The sequence below is a fragment of the Streptomyces odontomachi genome, from assembly GCF_024435355.1.
GTDB lineage: Bacteria > Actinomycetota > Actinomycetes > Streptomycetales > Streptomycetaceae > Streptomyces > Streptomyces odontomachi.
Window position 1 is genome coordinate 152,402 of sequence record NZ_JAMJWG010000013.1, and the last position, 20,123, is coordinate 172,524.

Here is a 20,123-nt window from a genome sequence, read left to right on the forward strand (position 1 = left end):
GTCACGGTCGGCCTCCGGGCATCATGGGGCGGGTGCGACTGGAAGCGATCACCTGGGAACGGCTCGGTGACCTGCTCGCCGAGCGGCTGGCCGACGTACGGCCCGAGGACGGCGGCAGCTGGCCGCGGATCGCCTTCGACGGTGCGCCGGCGGCGCGGCCGGGCGAACTGGCCGAGCGGGTCGCCGGGGCGCTGCGGTTGCGCGGTCGGCCGGCCTGCACCGTCGACGTCGAGGGGTTTCTGCGGCCCGCCTCGCTCCGTCTGGAGCACGGCCGGGAGGACGTCGACGCCTACTACGCGGGATGGTTCGACACCGGTGCGCTGTGGCGGGAGGTGTTCGGGCCACTGGAGCCGGGAGGCGACGGACGGGTGCTGCCCGACCTGTGGGACCCCGATACGGACCGGGCGACCCGCAGCCCGCGCGTCACGCTGCCGCCCGGCGGGCTGCTCCTGCTGCACGGGCCGCTGCTGCTGCACCACTGGTTCCCGTTCGACCGGACGGTCCACGTGCAGCTCTCATCGTCCGCCCTGCGCCGGCGCACGCCCAGCGGTGCGCACTGGACCCTGCCCGCCTTCGAACGGTACGAGGCCGAGGCGGACCCGTCGGGCACGGCCGATGTGCTGGTGCGCGCGGACGACCCGCGGCGCCCGGCGTGGACGGGGTGGGGCGGGGACGGCGGTGGGGGATAGGCCGGAGCCCGAGCCCTGGTGGGGGAGGGGGTGGACCCGGACCCGGACCGGGCTGCGCGGCCGGGCAGCCGGTACGGGCCTGGCGGGGGCGTCGAGGAGCGGTGGGATGCGGGAATGGGGAGGGAGCGAACGGAGGGCGGCCTGGACGCGGGCCGAGGGTGCGCCGATATCATGACCTCTGGCGCGTACGCGTCAAGAGCGTTTCTTGTGACCGTAAGCCGGGGCGGGCGACAGGATCAGGAGACCATCTGTCATGAGTCCGTCCTTCATGCGGTCCGTTGTGCATTCCTTCCGGCGGCTCGTGATGCCGTCGTTCCGGCCGGCCGCACCAGCGCCGTTGCCGTCCGTCGTCCGGCCCGCGGGAGTGGCTCCCGCCCGCTCGCCGAAGCCCTTCGCGGCGTGGGCCGAGGCTTCCGCCGCCCGTGGGAGAAGCCCGCTGCTCGCCGGTGTCGCCGCGCTGTTGCTCGTCGCCACCGCGCCTGCCGCCTGGGGAGCCGCCGGCGGAGACCACACGCACCGGCCGGGCCACCCGTCGGTACCCCGGTCCGGCTGTGCCGGCACCTCGCTGCTGTTCTGCGAGGACTTCGACGCCCTGGCGCCCGGCACCGCCCAGAGCTCCGCCTGGGGCACCGTCGCCAACAACGGCACCCTCACCGTGGAACCTGTCGCCTCCGGGGGCAACGACCTGCACATCGGGACACAAGGGAACGGCAGCGCGTTCCTACAGGTCGACAACTTCACGGCGCCCGGCAACAGCTTCTGGGGACGAGTCCGGCTGCGCGTCGGCGCCTTCCCCACCGCCCCGGACTGGGCGCACTGGACGATCGTCGAGGCCACCGGCGACGGCGCGGGCTACATCCGTCCGCTCGGCGGCCAGTACGTGCCCGACGCGGGCACCGATCTGTGGGGCGTGGGCTCCGACGGTGGTCCGACCGGGGACTGGACGGCCTGGCAGCGGTCGGTCCCTGCCCAGGCGGGCGCCTGGCAGTGCGTGGAGTGGCAGATGGACGCCACCGACAACCGGATCTCGGTCTGGATCGACGGAGAGCCGAAGTCGGACCTCACCGTCGACACCACCCACCACGGCGGCAACCCCGTCGACTTCGTCTTCCCGACGTTCCACACCGTCAAGCTGGGCTGGCAGCTCTACCAGGGGAACCCCACGCCGGCCGGGTACGACGTCCGGCTCGACGACATCGCCCTGAGCAGCGAGCGCGTCGGCTGCGGGGACGGGACGACGAGCGGGCGATGAGGGCGGACCGCATCGAGCCGTGAGCCCCCCGGGCGTAGTGGTGGACGGCTGCTCCACCGCGCATGCATCTCAGCGGGGCACACCACACAGGTGGCGGGTGCCCCATGCCCCGACGGCCATGCGGGGTATTCGCCCGACAAGACGGTCACGGGCCGGTGGATACGTCATCGGACTACCGGCCCGTGACCGACTGACGAACGACCCCCCGGCCGCCACAATGAAGGGAGCCGGGACTCAGCGACGCGTCCCGCGCCGCGCCGGCCGTCCGGCAAGGGGAGGTAATACATGACCACCGCCGGAGACATCATGCACCGTGGCGCCCAGTGGATCCCCGCCACCGAAAGCCTGGACCGGGCCGCACAGTTGATGCGCGAGCTCGATGTGGGCGCGCTTCCCATCAGCGACACCAACGAGCGCCTGATGGGCATCCTCACCGACCGTGACATCGTGGTGGGCTGCGTCGCCGCCGGGCACGATCCAGCCCGGACCACGGCAGGTGACATGGCCAAGGGCACCCCGCGGTGGATCCCTGCGGACGCCGACATCAGCGATGTACTCCAGGAGATGCAGGGTCACCAGATCCGCCGGCTTCCGGTGATCGACGAGCACAAGCGCCTCGTCGGCATGATCAGCGAGGCCGACCTCGCGACCCATCTTCCGGAGGACCAACTCGCCCAGTGGGCCAGCAACGTGTACGCGGGACGCTGACGCGACCGATCAGGACGGTCGGCTGACTGCTTCGACGGTCGCCGCGCCTCGGGCGCCGGCGGCCGCCGGCAACGTCATGCGCCCCGCGCCGCCGTCACAGCCATCCGTTGCGCCGGAACCCCCGGTACAGCAGGCAGCAGGCTATCGCGATCACCACCATCACCAGCGGATAGCCGAACCTCCAGCGCAGGAGCGGCATGTGATGGAAGTTCATGCCGTAGACGCCGCAGACCATCGTGGGCACCGCGATCACCGCGGCCCAAGCGGTGATCTTGCGCATGTCCTCGTTCTGCGCGACGGTCACCTGTGCCAGATGGGCCTGCAAGATCGAGTTGAGCAGGTCGTCGAAGGACGCGGTCTGCTCGATGGCACGCGTCAGATGGTCGTCGACGTCGCGGAAGTACGCCCGGGTCTCCAGGTCGATCATGCGCAGCGGCTCCGTCGCGAGCATCCGTAGCGGCCTGCCGAGCGGCAGCACGGCGTGCTTGAGCTCCAGCAGCTCCCGCTTGAGCTGGTAGATGCGGCCCGGGTCGGTGCGCGCTCCGTTCGGCGCGAAGACATCGGTCTCGACCTGGTCGATGTCGTCCCGGACGGCGTCGACCACGGCCAGGTACTCGTCGACGACGTGGTCCGCTATCGCGTGCAGCACGGCCGCGGGGCCCTTGGCGAGCTGCTTCCGGTCGGCCTCCAGGCTCTCGCGTACCGGGCCCAGGGAGCCGTGCCGGCCATGTCGGACCGTGACGACGAAGTCCGGGCCGATGAAGACCATGATCTCGCCGGTGTCCACCACCTCGCTCGTCGCGGTCAGCTCCGCATGCTCGATGTAGCAGACCGTCTTGAAGACGGAGAAGAGGATCTCGCCGTACCGCTCCACCTTCGGACGCTGGTGGGCGTCGATGACGTCCTCCACGGCGAGCGGGTGCAGGCCGAACAACTCCGCCACCTCAGCGAACTCGGCCTCGCTCGGCTCGTGGAGACCCAGCCAGACGAATCCGTCACCGCTCTTGCGGACCCGCTCGACCGCCTCCCGCAGTCCCTTGCCGCCGGGCTGGCGGGTGCCACCGCGGTACGTCACGCAGTTGACCACCGCGGAGCCGAGTGGGGAGCGTGCCGGATGACTCAGGTCGACGGCGTGGCTGCGTCCCCGCGTGAGACGTGCCACTTTCCGCAGGCTGCTCACCCCGCGGAGGTGTCGAACCCTGCGCAGATTGCCCGCCATCGACATGTCTGCTCCTTGCCCTGGACTGTGCTGCCGGCGGGCCAGTCTGCCAGTCCGCGCTGATCCGCGCGGAGGCCTGTGGACAACCTCACGAACGGTGCACTGCCGCCCTGTGGTCCGTACCGGGATCTCACCCTGCGCGGTCGGGTACCTCGGGCAGTTCCGATGGCGACGGCGCGCGGCGGGGTGGCCTGCCGCCGAGTCGGGCCACGGCCTGTGCGCCCGCGCGGCAGCCTTCCGCCGCCGCCTCCTCGGGGTCCGCACCCGCGAGCAGACTCGCGAGGAAGGCGCCGGTGAAGGCGTCCCCGGCACCCGTCGAGTCCTGCGGTTGCACGGCGACCGCGGAGACCTGCGTAGGGAGGCTGCCGTTGCGGGCCACCAGGGCGCCGCCCGCCCCCTGCTTGGCCACCACCAGCGGGAAGGCACGGCTCAGCCGCGCCGCCGCCTCGCCCGCGTCGGGCAGCCCCGTGAGCAGCTGGGCCTCGTCACGGCTGGGCAGCAGTACGTCCACGCCGTCCAGCAGCGCCAGAAAGCGGGCGGCACCCAGCTCCCGTATGAAGCCCGCCGACGCGGGATCCACGCTCACCGGCACCTCGCGCGCCCGTGCCGCCGCCACCGCCGTGCGGACCAGCGCGCGGCCCGGGTCGGAGAACAGCAGGTAACCCGACAGATGCAGCCGGGCGATCCCGTCGAGCAGGGACGGCGAGAAGTCGGTGGGGGAGAGCCGCAGGGAGGCGCCGCTGTCGGTGAGGAAGGTCCGCTCGGCGCCGTCCGCCACGTCGACCAGGCAGATCACCGTGCCCGTCGACGCCTCGGGATCGACGACGAGCCGCGCCGCGACCCCAGCCGACCTGAGCGCCTGCCGGTGCCAGTCCACGGACTCCGCTCCGACGCAGCCGAGCAGGCGCACATCGGCACATCCCCAGTACGCCGCCCAGCAGGCGGCATTGGCGCCGGCCCCGCCCGGCAGCATCCGCACCTCGGCCGCCGTGTCGGTGCCCCGGGCAAGGGCGCCGCGGTGCCGGGCCACCACATCGGTGACGACATCGCCGACCACCAGCAGGCCCTTGGGCGCGCCGCCCGCTGCCGCCTTCTTGAACAGGCCGTCGGTGCGAAGGCCTCTCCTGGGGGAACGGTCGGTGTGCGGCTCCTTGAGGTGATCGTCGGCGCGCGGCCCGTCGGGCGACGCAACGGGGCGCGGGACGGCACCCGTTTCCCTCGCCCGCTCCGCGCCGGCCGGGCGCGTCGTGCCCGCCGTGCGCCCTTCGCTCACCCCGTCTCCCGGGTCCGTCGGTGTGCCGCTCACACTCCTGCCCATGCGGCCGCGATGCGCGCGGCGAGGCGGACGTTGCCGCGTACCGCGGCCAGGTTGGCGGCGAGGGAGGCGCCGCCGGTGTGCCGGACCAGGTGATCCAGCAGGAACGGTGTGACGGCCTGTCCGGTCACCTGCTGCTCGTCGCACGCGCGCAGCGCATCGGCCAGCACGCGCGCGTGCAGCTCCGGATCGAGCTGTTCGGACTCCGGCACCGGCTGGGCGACGATCAGTGCCGTGTCGGAGGTGCCCAGGACGTCCTGCGCCCGCATGACGTCGGCGACTTCAGCCGGTGTGTGGAGCGTCCAGTCCACCGGGAGGCCCGAGTCGGACAGGTAGAACCCGGGGAAGTGGGTCGAGCGATATCCGGCCACCGACACGCCCAGTGTCTCCAGGCGTTGCAGCGTCGCCGGGACGTCCAGGATCGACTTCACGCCGGCGCACACCACCGTGATCTTGATACGGGCCAGGAGCCCCAGGTCCGCTGACTCGTCCTGGGTGACCGTCCACTGCCGGTGCACGCCGCCGAGCCCGCCCGTCGCGAAGACCCGGATCCCGGCGCGCGCCGCCAAGAGCGCGGTGGCCGACACGGTGGTGGCACCACTCGCGCGTGTGGCGATCGCGAGCGGCAGATCACGGTGGCCCAGCTTGCGGATGCCGTCCTCGTTCGCCACCCGCTCCAGTTCCTTGGCGTCGAGACCGACGTGCGGCCGGCCGTCCAGGACGGCGATCGTGGCCGGTACGGCGCCCTCGTCGCGCACGGCCTCCTCCAACTCCCGGGCCACCTGCTCGTTCTGAGGGCGCGGCAGCCCGTGCGCGATGATCGTGGACTCCAGTGCGACGACCGGGCGCCCGGCCGCGAAGGCCTCCCGCACCTCTTCCGACACGATCAACACGAGCGTCCTCCCACCAGTAGAACCTGTTAGAGCTGTTAGAGCTGTTAGAGCTGTTAGAGCCGTTAGAGCCGTTAGGGGCCTGTGGACCGTCTCCCGCCCCCCGAAGTCGCCCCTGAGCGCTGGCCGAACGCTGCTGGGGCGGTCGTACACGCGCCGGCAGCCCCGCGCGGCCGGCCATCCACTGCCCTGGCCCTCTTCCCGCACGGGCCGTGCCGAGAAATCGCCTGCCACCGGACCGTGCCGGAGGAACTCGCCTGCCGCAGGAGCCGCCTGCGGTAGCCGCCCCGTAGGCCTTCCCCCATCCGCGGCCGTTGACGCACACGCCGCGCATCGCGCGCTGCAACCTCCACCTCCTGCGCGCCAGCGCGACGGGCCACAGCAGAGCTCCGTCCCTCGCTTGCTGTGGCCCGTCCTGTCGGGCAGGGCTACCGCCGTCCGGCCGCGGGGTACGCCGCTGCCCTGGCCGGTGGGTGCGCTGGTGGCGCGGTCCGGCTCAGGCCGCCTGGGCGCCCTGTAGCGCGCCGTGCGGATCCAGCACGTACTTGCGGCTTGCTCCCTTGTCGAACTCGGCGTAGCCGCGCGGCGCGTCCTCGAGGCTGAGCACGGTTGCGTTGACGGCCTTCGCTATGTGCACGCGGTCGTGCAAGATCGCCTGCATCAGTGCCCGGTGGTAGCGCATCACGGGGCACTGCCCTGTGGTGAATACATGGCTCTTGGCCCAGCCGAGTCCGAGGCGCATCTTCAACGTGCCTGCCTGGGCGTCGGGGTCGGCGCTGCCCGGGTCGTCGGTGACGTAGAGCCCGGGGATACCGAGCGCGCCGCCCGCGCGGGTGAGCGTCATCAGGGAGTTGAGGACGGTGGCGGGGGCCTCTTCGGCGTTCTTGGCGTGCTCCCGTGCCTCGAATCCGACCGCGTCCACGGAGGCGTCGACCTCGGGCACCCCCAGGATCTGGTCGATCTGCTCTTCCGGGCTCCCCTTGGTCAGGTCGACGGTCTCGCAGCCGAAGCTGCGCGCCTGGGCGAGCCGCTCGGCGTTGAGGTCGCCGACGATGACGACGGCGGCGCCCAGCAGCTGGGCCGATGCGGCGGCCGCGAGCCCGACGGGCCCTGCCCCCGCCACGTACACCGTGGAGCCGACGCCGCCGCCTGCCGTCACCACGCCGTGGAACCCGGTCGGGAAGATGTCCGACAGCATGGTCAGGTCCAGCAGCTTCTCGCGTGCCTGGTCGGGGTCGGGAAAGACCAGCAGGTTGAAGTCCGCGTAGGGGACCATGACGTACTCGGCCTGGCCGCCGACCCAGCCGCCCATGTCGACGTAGCCGTAGGCCGCGCCGGGACGAGCCGGGTTCACGTTGAGGCAGATGCCCGTCTTGCGTTCCTTGCAGTTGCGGCAGCGGCCGCATGCGATGTTGAACGGTACCGAGACGACGTCTCCGACCTGCACGAACTCCACGTCCGGGCCGCGTTCCACCACCTCGCCGGTGATCTCGTGGCCCAGGACCAGGCCGGCGGGGGCGGTGGTGCGGCCACGGACCATGTGCTGGTCGCTGCCGCAGATGTTGGTGGACAGGACCTTGAGGATCACCCCGTGACGGCACTTGCGGCCGACGTTCGCCGGGGCGACTCCCGGTCCGTCCTTGAGTTCCAGACCGGGGTAGTCGATGGTCTCGACCTCAACTTTTCCCGGCTCGATGTACGCGACTGCGCGGTTGCTCATGTGCCTTCGCCGTCCCTTCGGCTTCCGTGCGGATACGGATCCCCGTGGGGGGCACGCGCAGGGTGGTGGCCCGGCGGCTCTCGGTGTGCCCGGCCGTGCTGCCACCGGGACACCGGACATGCCGTCGGAAGCGCCGCCGACCGTGATCCGGTCGCCGGCGGGGCCTCCTCTGAGCGATCCCCCCACCGACTTCCCCGAGGCGCCGCATCCAGTCACGGCAGCCGGCAGGCGCTCGCGCCCGGTCGCTTCAGGCCTGGTCGCCCTGCCGGTCAGAACAGCGGCTCTGGCAGCACTCCCTCCAGCGCCAGCAGTCTCCGCTTGGTCTCCAGGCCACCGCCGAAGCCGCCGATCCCGCCGTCGCTCTCGACGACCCGGTGGCAGGGCACGACCACGGGGAGGGGATTCGCGCCCATGGCCGTCCCCACCGCTTGGGCCGCGCCCGGCTGGCCGACCCGACCGGCCAGGTCCCCGTAGCCCACGACGGTGCCGTACGGGACGCCGGTGGCCAGCTCGCGGAGCACCTCGCGGTGGAAACCGGTGATCAGCGACCAGTCGAGCGGCAGCGCGAAGCCCTGACGTGTCCCTGCGAAATAGTCCGCGACCTGGCGTATGGGCTCGGCCAGCAGCGGGGAGTCGGGAACCTCCACGGCCGTGCGGCCCAGCCGGGCGGTGAGGCGGTCGAGGGCCCGGTCACGCGCCCGGTCCGTGGCGTGGAAGACCACCTGGACCAGGCCGCGCTCGGTGGCGGCGAGCAGCAGCGGGCCGATGGGGGTGTCGACGATGGTCCACACCACCCTGGCCGGCCGTCCCTCCGCGTCGGACGGCGCACTGCCCTCCACCCCGGGCCCGTCCTCGCGCCGATCAGTATCCATGCCGTCACCCTACGACCGACCACTGACAACGCCCCCGCTCGTGGCCGCCGGCCTCAGGGGACGCAGGCCGGGAGCCGTTTGCCGGATGGGGCCGGCGAGGGGGTGCCGAGCGCCGCCCGGACGACGTCCGGGTAGTTGGTGATGACCCCGTCCACGCCGTGACCCGCGACGTTCCGTGCCGTGTCGGCGTCGTTCACCGTCCAGGTGTACGTCTCGAGCCGTGCGCCGTGCGCGCCCTTCAGGGCGTGCACGGCGGCGACGTAGTCCGCCGAGACCGTGGTGTGGTCGGGGTTGATCTGGTCGGTGAACGCCGCGTAGGCGGGCAGGTCGGCCACGGCCGGGGTTCCCAGGAAGCCGGTCTTGATGTCGGGTCGCAGCGTGTGCACGGTACGGACACTGTCCGCGCTGAAGCTCTGGATGATCAGCCGGTGCCTCAGATGGCCCGGGTCCAGCCAGTGCTCCCGGCCGAGCACCTTGAGGACGTCGCCTTCGAGGCCCGGATACAGCTCGGGGCTCTTGATCTCCATGAGCAGGTTCTGGCCGTTCTCGTCGATGCGGCGCAGGTACTGCGTCAGGGTGGGGATCCGGGTGCCTGCGAAGCGCCGGTCCTTCCAGCTGCCCGCGTCGAGCCGGGCGATCTCGGCGGCGGTGAAGTCACCCACACGCCAGGGCGAGCGGTCCGGGAAGACCTCTTCGGCATCGGTGGTGCGCTTGAGGTCGGTGTCGTGGATGATCACCAGTACGCCGTCCTTGGTGCGCTGGACGTCGTTCTCGACCCAGTCGATGCCCAGGTCATGGGCCGCGTCAACGGCCTTCAGGGTGTTCTCCGGGGCGTAGCCCGAGGCGCCGCGGTGCGCGACGACGACCGTTCTCGTCGGCTCCTGGGCGGCTGACGACGCGGACGGGACGGGCCCGAGCAGGGTGCAGATCCCGAGGAGAGCGGCGGTCGTGGCTCGGGTGGCGCGTGCGAACACAGGCACTCCTGAGGCGTGGGAGCCGTCATTCCCTACGAGCATGACGGGGAGGGCCTCGAGGAGACAGCTGTGGAGCGTCCTTAGAGTGAACGGGCAACTACGGAACGAAGGGCTCCATCTGTACCGGATCATCACACGGGCTACGTCTGATAAGCCCATTTTCTTTGCCGGAATATCGTTCATGTGTTCCGGGGCGGGCCGTACTCTCGCCTCACCGCGGTTTCTGATCGATCAACAGCCCACGGTGCTGGGCCGGCGGCAGGGAACCGCCCGCGCGCGTGAGAAGGGGCTTGCGACGCGCAGGGGCACCACATGCGCGTCGCGGGGCACGACAGGGATGGAGGGCTGTCACGCATGTACGCCACGGCCTGGGATTTCGGCCGCGAGCTGGGCACGTTCGCCGCGGCTTTCCTGGCGTCCTGCCTGGGCGGCGCCCTTGGCCTGCACTGCCTCCTGAGGTCCCTGCGGGCGGCCCGGCTCAGGCGGATGACGTGGCTGGTGCTCAGCGCCGCTGCCATCGGCGCCGGCATCTGGGTGACGCACACCGTCGGGATGATGCACTTCTCCGCCGACGGCAGGCCGGTCGGCTACGACCCGCTGACGCTCTACGCGAGCCTCGGTGTCGCCATCGTCATGATCGGCATCGGCATGTTCATCGTCGGCCACCGCGGGATCACCGGCACCGCACTGTTCACCGGCGGCACGCTCACCGGTCTCGGCATCGCGTCGCTGCACTACCTGAGCATGGCCGGCGTCCGGTTCGGCGGCCGCCTGGAGTACAACACCCTCGTCGTCGCCGCCTCCGTGCTGATCTCCGTGCTGGCCGCCACCGTGGCGCTCTGGGCGGTCGGACAGCGCAGGGGACGTCGTTGGGACGTGGGCGCGGCCCTGGCCATGGGCCTGGCCGGCATCGGCATGCACTACGTCGGCATGGCGTCCGTGCGTGTCCGGCTGTACACACCTGCGGCCGCGGGAGCCGCCCTGCACGGGGCGGGCTCGCCCGTGCGGACCCTCGCGGTGCTCCTGATCGGCCCCGTCGCCTTCCTGGCGCTGCTCACCGTGCTCCTGCTGACACGCTGGCGCCCGGCGTCGACCCTCCGGGCCGACGACAGGGACCCCGCGCCGGCACGCCGTCTCACCTTCCTGCCGGCCCAGCGCTCCGGCCAGCGTGCCGGCCGCGCTGACCCGCACCGCAGCCGCTCGGGCGCCGGGCAGAACCGCTGATCACAGCCCGCTGCCCGTCGACCGGAGCCCGTTGTCAGTGCAGGGTCGTACGGTTGATGACATGCGGCCCGTAACCGAGATCGAAGAACTCCGCCGGCACAGCGACAGGCCCTTCGAGGTCATCAGCCCCTATCAGCCGAGCGGAGACCAGCCGACGGCCATCGCCGACCTCGACCGGCGCATCCGCGCCGGCGAGAAGGACGTCGTCCTGCTCGGCGCCACCGGCACCGGCAAATCGGCCACGACCGCATGGATGGTCGAGAAGCTCCAGCGCCCCACCCTCGTCATGGCGCCGAACAAGACCCTCGCCGCCCAGCTGGCCAACGAGTTCCGCGAGCTGCTGCCGCACAACGCCGTCGAGTACTTCGTCTCGTACTACGACTACTACCAGCCCGAGGCGTACGTCCCGCAGTCCGACACCTACATCGAGAAGGACTCCTCGATCAACGAGGAGGTCGAGCGCCTCCGACACTCCGCCACCAATTCGCTGCTCACGCGACGTGACGTCGTCGTGGTCGCCTCCGTCTCCTGCATCTACGGCCTGGGCACCCCCCAGGAGTACGTCGACCGCATGGTGACCCTCCAGGTCGGCGAGGAGACGGACCGGGACGAGCTGCTGCGCCGCTTCGTCGACATCCAGTACACGCGCAATGACATGGCGTTCGCCCGAGGCACCTTCCGGGTCCGCGGCGACACCATCGAGATCTTCCCGGTCTACGAGGAGCTGGCCGTCCGCATCGAGATGTTCGGTGACGAGATCGAGGCGCTCTCCACGCTGCACCCCCTCACCGGCGAGGTGATGAGCGACGACACCCGGCTGCACATCTTCCCCGCCTCGCACTACATCGCGGGACCCGAGCGCATGGAGCGCGCGATCCGCGACATCGAGACCGAGCTCGGCGAGCGCCTGGGCGACCTGGAGAAGCAGAACAAGCTCCTGGAAGCCCAGCGGCTTCGCATGCGCACCACGTACGACCTGGAGATGCTCCGCCAGATCGGCACCTGCTCCGGCATCGAGAACTACTCGATGCACTTCGACGGCCGCCAGCCCGGCTCCCCGCCGCACACCCTCCTGGACTACTTTCCGGATGACTTCCTCCTCGTCATCGACGAGTCGCACGTCACCGTCCCCCAGATCGGCGCCATGTACGAGGGCGACGCATCCCGCAAGCGCACCCTCGTCGACCACGGCTTCCGGCTGCCGTCCGCGCTGGACAACCGCCCGCTGAAGTGGGAGGAGTTCCAGAAGCGCATCGGGCAGGCGGTGTACCTGTCGGCCACCCCGGGCCCCTACGAGCTGTCCCGCTCCGACGGCCATGTGGAGCAGATCATCCGCCCCACCGGCCTCGTCGACCCGGAGGTCGTGGTCAAGCCCACCGAGGGCCAGATCGACGACCTGGTGCACGAGATCCGCACCCGCAGCGAGAAGGACGAGCGCGTCCTGGTCACCACCCTCACCAAGAAGATGGCCGAGGACCTCACCGACTACTTCATCGAACTGGGCATCCGCGTCCGCTACCTGCACAGCGACGTCGACACCCTGCGCCGTGTCGAGCTGCTGCGGGAGCTGCGCGCCGGTGAGTACGACGTCCTGGTGGGCATCAACCTCCTGCGTGAGGGTCTCGACCTGCCCGAGGTGTCCCTGGTCGCCATCCTCGACGCCGACAAGGAAGGCTTCCTGCGCTCGGGCACGTCCCTGATCCAGACCATCGGCCGCGCCGCCCGGAATGTCTCCGGCCAGGTCCACATGTACGCCGACAAGGTCACTCCGGCGATGCAGAAGGCCATCGAGGAGACCAACCGCCGCCGCGAGAAGCAGCTCGCCTACAACAAGGAGCGGGGTGTCGACCCCCAGCCCCTGCGTAAGAAGATCAACGACATCGTGGCCAGCATCGCCCGTGAAGAGGTCGACACCGAGGCGTTGCTCGGCACCGGCTACCGCAAGACCGGCAAGGACGGCCGGGGCGCCAAGTCCCCGGTGGCGACCGCCACCGGAGCGAACGGCGCGGGCGGCAAGGCCAAGACGACCGCCCAGGCGGGCAAGGGCAAGGCAGGCAAGGCCAAGGAGCCGGTGCCCACCGACCGCCCGGCGGCCGAACTCGCGGCGCAGATCGAGGAGATGACCGACCGCATGCGCGCCGCGGCAGCCGACTTGCAGTTCGAGATCGCGGCCCGGCTGCGCGACGAGGTCTCGGAGATGAAGAAGGAACTGCGCCAGATGAAGGAGGCGGGCATCGCCTGACGGAGGTGGGACCGCGGGCGCTGCGCGCGGTACGGCACCCGGAGCCGGCAGCGCGGAGCCCGCGGTCCGGGCTCGGCCGGTGGGCGGCCGGCACCGGGAAGGCCGGCGAGCAGGAGGCCGTGGGCCTTTTCGTCCGGGCGCCCCTGCACACCCGGTGTGCGCCGATGCGCCCCCAGGGCGCGCTGCACCGCGCCGGGCGCGTGCGCTGCCGCCGCGGCATCCGTCCCGCCGAGCACACCGGCCACGTCCGTCGTATGCAGAACGCATGATCGGATCCGATGTGTTGCAAGAGCGACACAAAGTCCGGCCCATGGTGCGGCACCGTCAGCGCTCCTGCGTAGGGTTCTGGAACACCGCGCACCTACGCGGTACAGGGGAAACCGCGCTGCGCGCGGCATCAAGGGGACAGTCCGAGAGGGGAACAAGCGCGTGACGGTCAATTTGTCCAAAGGACAGGGCATCAGCCTGCAGAAGAACGACGGGGGCACCCTGACCGCGGTGCGCATGGGGCTTGGCTGGAAGGCGGCGCCACGGCGCGGCCTGTTCGGCAGCCGCACCCGGGACATCGACCTCGACGCTTCGGCCGTGCTGTTCGCAGAGAAGCAGCCCGTGGACGTGGTGTTCTTCCGCCACCTCGTCAGCGACGACGGCTCCGTGCGGCACACCGGTGACAACCTGGTCGGCGGCGCCGGCCAGGGCGGCGACGACGAGTCGATCCTGGTCGACCTCCAGCGCGTACCGGTCCACATCGACCAGATCGTCTTCACGGTGAACTCGTTCACCGGCCAGACGTTCCAGGAGGTGCAGAACGCGTTCTGCCGCCTCGTCGACGAGACCAACGGCCAGGAGCTGGCCCGCTACACCCTGGACGGCGGCGGAGCGTACACCGCACAGATCATGGCCAAGGTGCACCGCAACGGTCAGGGCTGGACCATGACCGCGCTGGGCAGCCCGGCCAACGGCCGCACCTTCCAGGACCTCATGCCGACGATCCTGCCCCACCTGTAACAGGAAGGCGGGCCCGTCGGCGTGCCCCGCCGCACCCGCGGTGCCGGGCGTCCGGGTACGGCCCGGCAACCGGCGCCGCCGGTCGCAGGGCACACGGCCTGTGGTCGCACCGAAGCGGTGCGGGCCCGGGGCATGGGCGTGCTCTGGCTGACCAGGGCGTGCGGTGGCTGCGTCCCACCCGTGGCGCGATGACCAGCGCACATGGGCACTGATCGGCCGTGCCGGGGCGCTGGGGTGTGGCACAGCGCCCTGTCGCGCCGTGCGTTCCCCGGCCGACCCACGCCGCCGCACCGGCCTCGGGCACCACACGCAGCGGCCCGGCACACACCGGCAAGAGCCTCGGCACGACCGGGGAGAAGCGAACAGAAGAGGGGAAGACGTCATGGCGGCCGAGCTGGTCAGGGGGCAGAACCATCCCCTCACCCAGACCCGTCTGGAGATCCGGATATCCGCCGGCAGACCGATCGTGGCAGGCGCCACCCTCGGGGACGTCCAGGGCCGTCTGCTCGGCCCCGACCAGGTGGTCCACCCCGGCTCACCCACCCTGCCGGGACTGGAGGTCTCCCAGCAGGCCGCAGCCGACCATCGCCTCGCCGTCGACCTCGACGCCATGAAGGACACCGTGCACCGGGTCAGCGTCCTCCTGGCGCTGCCCCAGGGTGTCGACGGGCCGGTCCGCTTCCGGGACCTGGCGGCCCCCTTCGTCGCCGTCACCGGTCTCGACGGCGCAGAGGTCGCCAGCTACACCATCATCGGCCTGGACACCGAGTCCGCCGTCGTCGCCGTGGAGCTCTACCGCAGGCAGGGCGCCTGGAAGGTGCGCGCCGTCGGCCAGGGCTACGCGGGCGGCCTCGTCGACCTCCTCGCCGACCAGGGCCTCCCGGACGCCCCCCGACTCGCCACCGTCATCAACGACGCCGTGGCGCAGGGCGTCGCCCGCTCCGTCGCCACCCCGCCGCCCCGTCCGTCGGGCGACACCCGCACCAGGGCCGTCCCCCCGGAGGCGCCGGACTCCCCGACCGTGGCCGGCCCCGGCGCGGGCCCCACCCAAGCCGCTCCCACCCCGCCACCACCCTCGCGCCCCCCGAACACCGCCCCGGACGGCGCCACGGGTCCAGGTGCCGGCAACGGCCACACGGCGGCATCCGGCGCAGACCCGGCCCAGACGGTCGACGCCGGCCGCGTGAACTACACCCACCCCACCCGCACCACCACCCCTCCGCCCCCGTCCTCCGCGCCGCCCACCCCACCGGACCAACCCGCGCCGCCCGTCGCCGGCGACGCCACCGGCTGGACCATGGAGGAGCGGCTCTACAACCAGGTGTGGGGCATGTTCGAAGACCTGGCCCGCAGCGCCGCCGCATACCGCAGCGCCGTCGACTTCGCCGACTCCCGCAGGGAACAGGAACTCGACAAGGTCCTGTCCGATCCCCGCAGCCGCATGGGAACCGCGGGCGACGCGGCCCGTGAAGCGGCCGGCGAGCGCTACGACGCCCTGGTCGCCCAGGCCCGGCAGGCCTTCGACCGCGACCTCGCCCAGCTCATCGCCGAGTCCGCGGTCGTCGAGCCCGCCCTGCCTGCTGCCTTCGCCCGATGGGACAGCCCCGTCTGGCACGCCTACCGCATCCCCACCGAGCCCCCGATGGCGCTGCGTCTGGGCGACCTCCAGCTGCCCGAGAGCACCGGACTGCGCATTCCGATGCTGGTACGGCTGCCCCTGGAGCGCGGCCTGTGGATCGACAGCGGCCGATCCGGCCTGGAGACGGCCATGTTCGCGGACGACGCCGAACTGCGGGGCCGCGCCCTGGACACCGCGACCGCCCTCGCGGCCCGGCTGCTCGCCGCGCACCCGGCGGGCGACTTCGCCGTGCACATCATCGACCCCGCCGGCACCGGCGCCACCGCGCTCGGCCCGCTGCTGCGCTCCGGCGTCCTGAACGAGCCACCGGCGGCCGGCGCCACGGGCGTCTCGGCCGTGCTCGCCCAACTCACCCGGCGCGTCGACCTCGTGCAGATGGCCGCGCGTAACGGCGCCGCCGACGCCCTGCCGCCCGATGTCGACACCGCCCAGCACCTGCTCATCGTCCACGACTTCCCGCACGGCTTCGACGACCGGGCGGTCAACCAGCTGCGCTACCTCGCCGACGAGGGCCCGCGCGTCGGCGTCCACCTGATGCTGATCGCCTCCCGCGAGGACACGGAGTCCTACGGGCCGCTGCTCGACCCGCTGTGGCGCTCGCTGCTGAGGCTCACGCCGGTGCCCGACGACCACCTGGCCGACCCCTGGGTCGGCCACGCGTGGACCTACGAGCCCGCGCTCGCCCCGCCCGGGAGCGACGTGCTCCACCAGGTCCTCTCCCAGGTCGCGACGGCCCGCCATCCCTGGAACCGCTGAACGGCACCCGGGTGCCGATGGGCGGTGCCCCGCCCGACCGTGCTCCTGAGGAGGACGGTCGGGCGGGTGGCACGGGCGGCGTGTGCCGCCCGGTCAGTAGGTCACCGTGATGCGCCGCGCCGGGCCGTCCACCCGCACCGCGCCCCCGTAGGGGATCACCACCTGGGGATCGGTGTGGCCGAGGTCCACGTCGAAGACCGCCATCATGTCCGGGGCGTAGTCCGCGAGGGCGCGCAGCACGGCCTGCCGTTGCTCCTCGGCGTGACGCGCCTTGGCGGCGGCGTCCTGGGGTCGTTCGAAGGACCAGGCCTTGGCACGACCCATGAGCAGCGCGGAGAACCGTGCGAGCAGTCCCCGCTCACCCATGGTGCGCAGGATCCTGAAGACCTCGGTGGCACTGGGCAGTTCCTCAGAGGTCTCCAGGAACAACACGCACCCGTCGTACGCGGTCAGGTCCGGCGCTATCTCGCGGTCCGCGGCCAGCAGCCAGGAGAGGATCACCAGCTCGCCGCCCCAGGAGCGGCCCTCCACCACCCGCTCCGGACGGTGCCACGTCCAGCCGCCGCCCGGCTCCGTCTCCGGCTCGGACTCGAAGGTCCGCGGGTCCTGCCAGGGGCGGTTGACGTCCGTGAAGCGTGCGGCGGGCCGCAACTCGTAGGGGCCGGTGGTGAACAGCGCCGCACGCAGCGACTCGGCCGTCAGCGGGGCCATCGCGCCTGGCCGGCCCAGCTCGAGCATCACCGAGGCGCCGTGGTACCCGACGATGCCGGTGCTCCAGAGGTACGCGAGCAGGTTGGTGTTGTCGCTGTAGCCGAAGAACGGCTTCGGGTTCGCCCGCAGCAACGCCCGGTCGAGCAGCGGCAGGACGGTGATCTGGTCGTCGCCCCCGATGGTCGCCATCACCGCCTTCACCGAACGGTCGGAGAAGGCCGCGTGCAGGTCGTCGGCCCGCTGCTGCGGCGAGACCGCCAACTTGCGGGTGCCGGGGTACTCGACGGGTTCGAGGCCGAAGTCCGTGCGGAGCCGTTCGAGTCCCAGCTCGTACGGCTGAGGGAAGAGCTCGGGCAGTCCCCTGGACGGGGAGACGATGGCGATGCGGTCGCCAGGGGACGGCTTGGGCGGCGTGACGAAGCCCTTGGTCAAGTCGGCGGCTGCGGTTGTCATACCCGGAGGTTACGGCCGCAGGGCGGTGGGTGACCTCTGAATTTGGATGCGTGCGTCCCTGTGCGCGGCCTGGGCCGCGCCGGTCGGCGCCCATCGGGTGCGGAGGCCGAAGATCGTCCGCGTGGGCACCGTGATAGACCGTCTGGGAACGCTGCCGAAAGCCCGGAGGTTTCCGTGCCCCGCACCCTCGCGACCGCTCCGATCATGGTCCTGAACGGCCCCAACCTGAATCTCCTGGGCAAGCGCCAGCCCGAGATCTACGGCTCCGACACGCTCGCCGACGTCGAGGCCCTGTGCGCCCGCACCGCCGAGGCCCACGGCGGCACCGTGGACGCCCGCCAGTCCAACCACGAGGGCGAACTCGTCGACTGGATCCAGGAAGCCCGCCAAGGCCACATCGGGATCGTGATCAACCCCGGCGCCTACTCCCACACCTCGGTCGCCATCCTGGACGCCCTGCACGCCTGTGACGGCATGCCGGTGATGGAGGTCCACCTCTCCAACATCCACCGGCGCGAGGAGTTCCGGCACCACTCGTACGTGTCACGTCGGGCGGACGGGGTGATCGCGGGCTGCGGCATCCAGGGCTACGCCTTCGCGATCCAGCGGATCGCGGCGCTGGTGGCGCCGGCGGAGGTGCAGGTCTGAGACCCCGGGGCGTCCGGAACCCGGGCGCTCCGGTCCACACGGCCCCGCCCCGTTCGGCGTGATCATCAGAATCCCCTGGTCACGGCCGTCGTCACGGCCGGGCGGGATCGATTGTCAGTGGCGGGTGCCACGATCGGGGGCATGGGACACGCACCGACGACCATGCGGAGACCGGGGCCGCACGGACCCCGACCGTCACCAACCGCGTTCGCGCCACTCGGGCAGATGCGGGCGCTCGGCGCCGAGCGTGGTGTCCTTGCCGTGGCCCGGATAGACCCATGTCTCGTCGGGCAGCCGGTCGAAGATCTTCGTCTCCACGTCCCGAAGGAGACTTGCGAAGGCATCCGAGTCGTCGAAGGTGTTGCCGACCCCGCCGGGGAAGAGGCAGTCGCCGGTGAAGAGGTGCGGGTGCCCGTGCGGGTCGTCGTAGAGCAGCGCGATCGACCCCGGGGTGTGGCCCACGATATGGCGGGCGGTGAGCTCCACCCGGCCGACCCGGATGGTGTCCCCGTCCTCCACGGGCACGTCCGTGGTCACGGGGATGCCTTCCGCGTCGTACCGCCCGGCGTAGGTGCGTGCCCCCGTCGCGCGGACCACCTCGTCCAGCGCCTGCCAGTGGTCGCCGTGCCGGTGCGTGGTGACGACGGAGGCGATGCCGTCGTCACCGATCAGCGACATCAGCGTCGGCGCGTCGTTGGCGGCGTCGATCAGCAGCTGTTCGTCCGTGGCACGGCAGCGCAGCAGATAGGCGTTGTTGTCCATGGGACCGACGGCAACCTTGGAGATCATCAGCTCCGGCAGCTCGTGCACGTCCGCGGGCCCGCCGACCCGTACCTCTCCGGTGTATGTCATGACACGCAGCCTACGCAGCCGGCAGGCCCCGGACGCGCTGGGTCACGGCATGATCCGCCGGGCGGCGCGCGGCTCGTGGGCCGCCTACAGCGCGGGCAGCTTCGGCAGCGCCCCGCCCGAGACCGTCAGCGCGCCGCCGTCCCGCCGGCCGCTGAGCCAGCCGAGCAGGTCGGCCGCGGTGCCGTCCACCGTCACGTGATCACCTGCGGTGCCGCCGGTGCGCCAGGTGTGGCCGCTGTCGTCGGCCAGTGCGGTCGGCGGCACGTCCGGATGAGCCTCGAACCGTCGCGCGAGGTAGCCGATGGCCCGCTCGGTGAAGTCGCCGGGCAGCGCCTCCAGGGGATATCCGGCGCCGAGGTCCACATGGTGCAGCTCGACCTCGATCAGCCGACGGAAGGGCAGGTTGGCAGCGGCATCGGTGACGCCGTTGCGCAGCAGCACGATGCGCGACCAGTCCGGCAGCGCGGCGGCCGCCTCCTGGAAGCGGGCCGCGGTGTCGCGTACGTCGGCGAGCTGGACGGCCGGCGCACGTGGCGCGTCCCGTCCGATGTCCGCGTCCCGGGCCGTGTCGGAGAGGTACATCGGACGGCCCTCGAGGACGTTCACCAGAGCGTCGGCGTTGCGCGCGATGTGGGCCAGGACGTGGCCGCGCGTCCAGCCGGGCAGCAGGGACGGACCGGCCAGCGCGGCATCGTCGAGCTCGGCCGCCGCGCTGAGCAGCCGATCGGTCGCGGTACGTACGGACGACAGGTCGCGGACATGATCACTCATGGGAATGACGATAGCCCCGCCACACGTTCGGGTGAAGGTAGGCGGGCACCGCCGCTAATCGAATGCACGTGCTATAGGCTCAGTCGAAGCATCGGGCATGCTTGGTAGTCCGGGTCGCCATCCGAGTGACGTTCCTGGACATGACAGGTGCCTCCACCGACCAGGCAAACCCACCCCATC

General features: G+C 71.6%; 17 protein-coding genes. 8 read left to right on the forward strand and 9 right to left on the reverse strand.

Translation table 11 applies throughout. From position 1 onward, the window contains the following. Nucleotides 1-23 precede the first annotated feature (23 nt). From NQO67_RS25410 to NQO67_RS25420, 3 genes are all read left to right on the forward strand, one after another. Nucleotides 24-689, forward strand: a complete 666-nt coding sequence (locus tag NQO67_RS25410; RefSeq protein ID WP_255952703.1) for a nucleoside/nucleotide kinase family protein — start codon at nucleotides 24-26, stop codon at nucleotides 687-689. Nucleotides 690-942: 253 nt separating this feature from the next. Beyond that, nucleotides 943-1,941 (forward strand): hypothetical protein, encoded by a 999-nt coding sequence (locus NQO67_RS25415; protein ID WP_255952566.1) that lies wholly within the window; start codon nucleotides 943-945, stop codon nucleotides 1,939-1,941. A 285-nt stretch (nucleotides 1,942-2,226) separates the two neighbouring features. After that, the gene (locus NQO67_RS25420) at nucleotides 2,227-2,649 is read left to right on the forward strand and encodes a CBS domain-containing protein (RefSeq protein WP_255952567.1); all 423 of its coding nucleotides are present in this window, start codon (nucleotides 2,227-2,229) and stop codon (nucleotides 2,647-2,649) included. Nucleotides 2,650-2,743: 94 nt separating this feature from the next. On the opposite strand, the gene NQO67_RS25425 is transcribed toward NQO67_RS25420, so the two are convergent. From NQO67_RS25425 to NQO67_RS25450, 6 genes are all read right to left on the reverse strand, one after another. Then, on the reverse strand, nucleotides 2,744-3,874 hold the full coding sequence (locus NQO67_RS25425; protein ID WP_255952568.1) for a magnesium and cobalt transport protein CorA: 1,131 nt from the start codon (nucleotides 3,872-3,874) through the stop codon (nucleotides 2,744-2,746). 124 nt (nucleotides 3,875-3,998) lie between these two features. After that, nucleotides 3,999-4,970: a carbohydrate kinase family protein gene (locus NQO67_RS25430; RefSeq protein WP_374119106.1), complete on the reverse strand. Its 972-nt coding sequence runs from the start codon at nucleotides 4,968-4,970 to the stop codon at nucleotides 3,999-4,001. A 200-nt stretch (nucleotides 4,971-5,170) separates the two neighbouring features. Next, on the reverse strand, nucleotides 5,171-6,076 hold the full coding sequence (locus NQO67_RS25435) for a pseudouridine-5'-phosphate glycosidase (protein WP_255952569.1): 906 nt from the start codon (nucleotides 6,074-6,076) through the stop codon (nucleotides 5,171-5,173). A gap of 493 nt (nucleotides 6,077-6,569) precedes the next feature. After that, nucleotides 6,570-7,793, reverse strand: coding sequence for a formaldehyde dehydrogenase, glutathione-independent (gene fdhA, locus NQO67_RS25440; protein ID WP_255952570.1), 1,224 nt, complete (start codon nucleotides 7,791-7,793; stop codon nucleotides 6,570-6,572). 269 nt (nucleotides 7,794-8,062) lie between these two features. Next, complete coding sequence (locus NQO67_RS25445) at nucleotides 8,063-8,665, reverse strand: methylated-DNA--[protein]-cysteine S-methyltransferase (RefSeq protein WP_255952571.1); 603 nt, start codon at nucleotides 8,663-8,665, stop codon at nucleotides 8,063-8,065. A 53-nt stretch (nucleotides 8,666-8,718) separates the two neighbouring features. Then, nucleotides 8,719-9,639, reverse strand: coding sequence for a glycerophosphodiester phosphodiesterase (locus NQO67_RS25450; protein ID WP_255952572.1), 921 nt, complete (start codon nucleotides 9,637-9,639; stop codon nucleotides 8,719-8,721). A gap of 354 nt (nucleotides 9,640-9,993) precedes the next feature. On the opposite strand from NQO67_RS25450, the gene NQO67_RS25455 reads away from it, so the two are divergent. The 4 genes from NQO67_RS25455 (at nucleotide 9,994) to NQO67_RS25470 (ending at nucleotide 16,508) form a co-directional block, all read left to right on the forward strand. Next, nucleotides 9,994-10,863 carry an MHYT domain-containing protein gene (locus NQO67_RS25455; RefSeq protein ID WP_255952573.1) on the forward strand — a complete coding sequence of 290 codons (870 nt, stop codon included), beginning with the start codon at nucleotides 9,994-9,996 and terminating at the stop codon, nucleotides 10,861-10,863. Nucleotides 10,864-10,924: 61 nt separating this feature from the next. Next, nucleotides 10,925-13,105, forward strand: coding sequence for an excinuclease ABC subunit UvrB (gene uvrB / locus NQO67_RS25460; protein WP_255952574.1), 2,181 nt, complete (start codon nucleotides 10,925-10,927; stop codon nucleotides 13,103-13,105). Nucleotides 13,106-13,534: 429 nt separating this feature from the next. Then, nucleotides 13,535-14,113, forward strand: a complete 579-nt coding sequence (locus tag NQO67_RS25465) for a TerD family protein (RefSeq protein ID WP_255952575.1) — start codon at nucleotides 13,535-13,537, stop codon at nucleotides 14,111-14,113. Between the two features lie 382 nt (nucleotides 14,114-14,495). Beyond that, nucleotides 14,496-16,508 (forward strand): TerD family protein, encoded by a 2,013-nt coding sequence (locus NQO67_RS25470; protein ID WP_255952576.1) that lies wholly within the window; start codon nucleotides 14,496-14,498, stop codon nucleotides 16,506-16,508. A gap of 93 nt (nucleotides 16,509-16,601) precedes the next feature. Here NQO67_RS25470 and NQO67_RS25475 read toward each other — a convergent pair whose 3' ends face one another. Continuing rightward, entirely contained in the window at nucleotides 16,602-17,672 is a 1,071-nt protein-coding gene (locus NQO67_RS25475) for a S66 family peptidase (protein ID WP_255952577.1), read from the reverse strand. A gap of 174 nt (nucleotides 17,673-17,846) precedes the next feature. Between NQO67_RS25475 and aroQ the strand changes: the two genes are divergently transcribed. Further along, nucleotides 17,847-18,320, forward strand: coding sequence for a type II 3-dehydroquinate dehydratase (gene aroQ, locus NQO67_RS25480; protein ID WP_255952579.1), 474 nt, complete (start codon nucleotides 17,847-17,849; stop codon nucleotides 18,318-18,320). Nucleotides 18,321-18,515: 195 nt separating this feature from the next. Here aroQ and NQO67_RS25485 read toward each other — a convergent pair whose 3' ends face one another. Beyond that, the gene (locus NQO67_RS25485; protein WP_255952580.1) at nucleotides 18,516-19,172 is read right to left on the reverse strand and encodes an MBL fold metallo-hydrolase; all 657 of its coding nucleotides are present in this window, start codon (nucleotides 19,170-19,172) and stop codon (nucleotides 18,516-18,518) included. Nucleotides 19,173-19,256: 84 nt separating this feature from the next. Next, the gene (locus tag NQO67_RS25490; RefSeq protein WP_255952581.1) at nucleotides 19,257-19,943 is read right to left on the reverse strand and encodes a maleylpyruvate isomerase family mycothiol-dependent enzyme; all 687 of its coding nucleotides are present in this window, start codon (nucleotides 19,941-19,943) and stop codon (nucleotides 19,257-19,259) included. Nucleotides 19,944-20,123: the final 180 nt, after the last annotated feature.

Excerpts from the sequence above, each read along its gene's own strand:
- NQO67_RS25415 (WP_255952566.1), top strand. The coding sequence starts at position 943 with ATGAGTCCGTCCTTCATGCGGTCCGTTGTGCATTCCTTCCGGCGGCTC.
- NQO67_RS25490 (WP_255952581.1), bottom strand. The coding sequence starts at position 19,943 with ATGAGTGATCATGTCCGCGACCTGTCGTCCGTACGTACCGCGACCGAT.
- NQO67_RS25410 (WP_255952703.1), top strand. The coding sequence starts at position 24 with ATGGGGCGGGTGCGACTGGAAGCGATCACCTGGGAACGGCTCGGTGAC.
- NQO67_RS25455 (WP_255952573.1), top strand. The coding sequence starts at position 9,994 with ATGTACGCCACGGCCTGGGATTTCGGCCGCGAGCTGGGCACGTTCGCC.
- NQO67_RS25420 (WP_255952567.1), top strand. The coding sequence starts at position 2,227 with ATGACCACCGCCGGAGACATCATGCACCGTGGCGCCCAGTGGATCCCC.
- uvrB (WP_255952574.1), top strand. The coding sequence starts at position 10,925 with ATGCGGCCCGTAACCGAGATCGAAGAACTCCGCCGGCACAGCGACAGG.
- NQO67_RS25425 (WP_255952568.1), bottom strand. The coding sequence starts at position 3,874 with ATGTCGATGGCGGGCAATCTGCGCAGGGTTCGACACCTCCGCGGGGTG.
- NQO67_RS25470 (WP_255952576.1), top strand. The coding sequence starts at position 14,496 with ATGGCGGCCGAGCTGGTCAGGGGGCAGAACCATCCCCTCACCCAGACC.
- NQO67_RS25445 (WP_255952571.1), bottom strand. The coding sequence starts at position 8,665 with ATGGATACTGATCGGCGCGAGGACGGGCCCGGGGTGGAGGGCAGTGCG.
- NQO67_RS25475 (WP_255952577.1), bottom strand. The coding sequence starts at position 17,672 with ATGACAACCGCAGCCGCCGACTTGACCAAGGGCTTCGTCACGCCGCCC.
- fdhA (WP_255952570.1), bottom strand. The coding sequence starts at position 7,793 with ATGAGCAACCGCGCAGTCGCGTACATCGAGCCGGGAAAAGTTGAGGTC.
- NQO67_RS25485 (WP_255952580.1), bottom strand. The coding sequence starts at position 19,172 with ATGACATACACCGGAGAGGTACGGGTCGGCGGGCCCGCGGACGTGCAC.